Raw genomic sequence first — 2,986 nt, 5'->3', positions numbered from 1 at the left:
AGACCAGCAGCACGGCCAGCGCCTGCACCGCACGGCGCCTGCCGGCCGAGCCGGGTGCGGCCAATGCGGCCCGCGCCAGCGGCATGGGAATGCCGGCCATCTGGCTGCCCATGGATTCGATGCGCTGCCAGGCGGCCTCATGCTCGGGGCTGGCCGCACGCCAGCGCTGCAGGCCATCGTGCTGCCGGGCCTGGGCCTTGCCGGAGTTCAGCTGCAGCCACCATTGCACGGCCTGGCGGGCCACTTCGGCAGAAATGGGGGAAGAAGCAGAAGGGAACGCCTGCATGCCACCTACTCCGGGAAGAAGCAGCGCATGGCCGCCTTGGCCAGATGCCGCTTGACCGTGGAGATGGAAATCCCCAGCTCGGCCGCGATCTCGCCATGGCTCAGGCCTTCGAGCTGGGCCAGCAGGAAGGCCTGCTTGGCCAGCGCGGGCAGGCGGCCCAGGCGGCGGTCTATCTCCACCAGGGTCTCCAGCACCATGAGCCGGACCTCGGGCGGCGGCGCCACGGGCTCGGGCATGGCGGCCAGGGCATCGAGATAGGCTTGCTCGATGGCGCGGCGCCGCACTTGGTTGATCAGCAGGTTGCGCGCAATGGTGGTCAGGTAGGCGCGCGGCTCCTGGAGCTGGTCCAGGCCCTTGGCGCCCAGCACCTTGAGGAAGGTGCTCTGCGCCAGATCGGCCGCGTCGAAGGCATTGCCCACCTTCTTGCGCAGCCAGCCCTGCAGCCAGCCGTGGTGGGCCAGGTACAGGGCTGTGACTTCTCGGTACTGGGGGGCGGAGGCGGATGGCATGGCAGGTCCCGATTCCCTTGGGGGCGGGGCCCACAATCAAACAAGAATCATTCCTATTCGATTGTATCCATGCCAACCTGTCTCTGTTTCAGAAGCGGTAGCGCGCCGTCAGCAGCACATTGCGCGGCGCCCCGAAATGGTTGTTGTCCTGGGTGCTGCCAATGGCCTGGTAGTAGTACTTGTCCGTGAGGTTGCTGACGTTCAGCCGTATATCCAGCTGCCGGCTGAATTGGTAGCTCGCCATGAGGTCCACCAGCGTATAGCCCCCCTGGCGCACGCCGTAGCCGGCCGAGCGGGTCTCGCTGCGCGTGCGCACGGATCCGCCCAGGGACCAGCGCTGCCAGGCGCCCGGCAGCTGGTAGCGGGCCGACAGCTTGAGCAGATGGCGCGGGGTCTGGGTGTCATAGGGCGTGCCGGCCTTGGCGACGTCCGAGTCGCGGACATGCTGCGCCCTGTTGTAGGTGTAGCCGGCCATCAGTTGCAGGGACGGCGTGACGGCACCCGCCACCTCGAACTCCACCCCCCTGCTTCGCACCTCTCCGGTCTGCGCATAGCAGGACGCCACATTGGGACTGCACTGCGATTGCGGCAGTTGCAGCGGCAGATTCTTCTGGTTGATCTGGAACAGCGCCGCGCTGGCCTGCAGCCGGCCCTGGGCGTACTCGCCCTTGATGCCAAGCTCGAGGTTGCGTCCCGTCACCGGGTCCAGCAGCGCGCCTCTGGCGCCCTGGTTGCTCTGGGGCTGGAACACGCTGGTCCAGCTGGCATAGGCGGAATGCCGGCTGTCCAGCGCATAGACCAGGCCTGCATAGGGCGTGATGCGGTCATGGACCCGGTACCTGCTGGAATCGCTCCATTCCCCCGAGCGCGTGAGCATGTCGTAGGAGTAGGAATCCACGCGCGCGCCCAGCAGCGCGGTCAGGGGCTGCGCGACGCTCAACCGCAGTGTTCCGTAGGCACCCAGCTGCCGCTGGTGGCCGCGCCGCGACCACAGGGTGTTGATGGCCGGCCGGGCAACGGAGCCCGGGTCCCAGGTCATGGGGTCCACGATCTGCTGGTAGTCCGCCGGCCACCCGCCAGGCCCGTCGTCGTCGCTGTTTTGCCTCACGCTGGCGCCGAAGACCATTTCATGGGTGCGGCCCAACCATTGCCAGGGCCCCTGCGCGAAGGCGTCGAGACTGTATTGGGTCTTCTTGTAGGCATAGGCGCCCACGCCCTGGCCGAAGTCGGCGGAATCTTCCAGCGGATACAGGTAGGTCCCAAGCATGTCCATCTTCGCCTGCAGCACACGTGCGGTCAGCTGGGTCTTCCAGCCGTTGCCCAGGCCATGCTCCAGTTCGGCGAAGAGGCTGGCGTTTTCCTTGTTCCAGTAGGCCCAGTCCGGCGTCACGCGCGCCGATCTCGGCAGCGGGTAGAAGCTGCCATCACGCCGCGTGGGCAGGCCGTTCCAGTCGGCGCCGGGGTTGTCTTCCCTGTTGTAGTAGCCGCCCAGGCTCAGCCGCGTGCGCGGGGCGATATCGGCCTCCAGCGTGCCGTAGACCAGTTGGCGCTCATGGCGGTACGCCCGCTTGAAGGTGTCCGTATCCTGCAGGGCCACCACGGCGCGGCCTCGCAGCGTACCGGCCGCATTGAGCGGGCCGGACGCGTCGATTTCGCCGCGCAGGTTGTTCCAGGAGCCCAGGCTGCCCGTCAGCGAGACCTGAGGGGCATCCGTGGGGCGCTTGCGCACGAGGTTGATGGTGCCGGACGGATTGCCCGTGCCCGTCATCAGTCCGGCAGCGCCGCGCAGCACCTCCACGCGGTCATACATGGCCATGGTGGCCAGGCCCTGCGTGTCGTAGTCGAAGGCCAGCGGCACGCCATCGGCCAGGAAAGAGTTGACCTCGAAACCCCGCAGGAAGAACTGCGTGCGTTCTCCGCCTCCGATCTGGCGTGTGCTCAGGCCCGTGGCATCCAGGGCAACCTCCTCCAGCGACTGAAAACCGCGGTCATCGATCTGCTCGCGCGTGATCACGCTCAGCGATTGCGGGGTCTCGCGCTGCGACAGGCCCAGCCGTGTCGCCGTGCTGCTGGGTCCGGTGGCCGCATAGCTGCCCGATCCTTGCGTCACGGCGCTGCGCTCGGCCTGCGCCGTGACCAGCACCTCGCCCAGCGCGGTGGCGCCTGCCGCCTGGACGGCCTGGGTCGCCTG

At 67.8% G+C, this 2,986-nt stretch carries 3 protein-coding genes; all 3 read right to left on the bottom strand.

The annotated features are described in order from the left end of the window. Window positions 1-286: DUF4880 domain-containing protein (locus L995_RS17690; RefSeq protein WP_047472815.1), on the bottom strand; the 286-nt coding region annotated here is incomplete at its 3' end. Window positions 287-291: 5 nt separating this feature from the next. Next, window positions 292-795 (bottom strand): sigma-70 family RNA polymerase sigma factor, encoded by a 504-nt coding sequence (locus L995_RS17685; RefSeq protein WP_047472813.1) that lies wholly within the window; start codon window positions 793-795, stop codon window positions 292-294. An 88-nt stretch (window positions 796-883) separates the two neighbouring features. Next, on the bottom strand, window positions 884-2,986 hold a 2,103-nt coding region (locus L995_RS17680; RefSeq protein ID WP_052195823.1), incomplete at its 5' end, for a TonB-dependent siderophore receptor.

This window comes from Delftia sp. ZNC0008, assembly GCF_000799035.1.
Lineage (GTDB): Bacteria > Pseudomonadota > Gammaproteobacteria > Burkholderiales > Burkholderiaceae_C > Comamonas > Comamonas tsuruhatensis.
The sequence above is the reverse complement of the archived record's forward strand: the minus strand, read 5'-3'. Positions and strand labels throughout refer to the sequence as shown.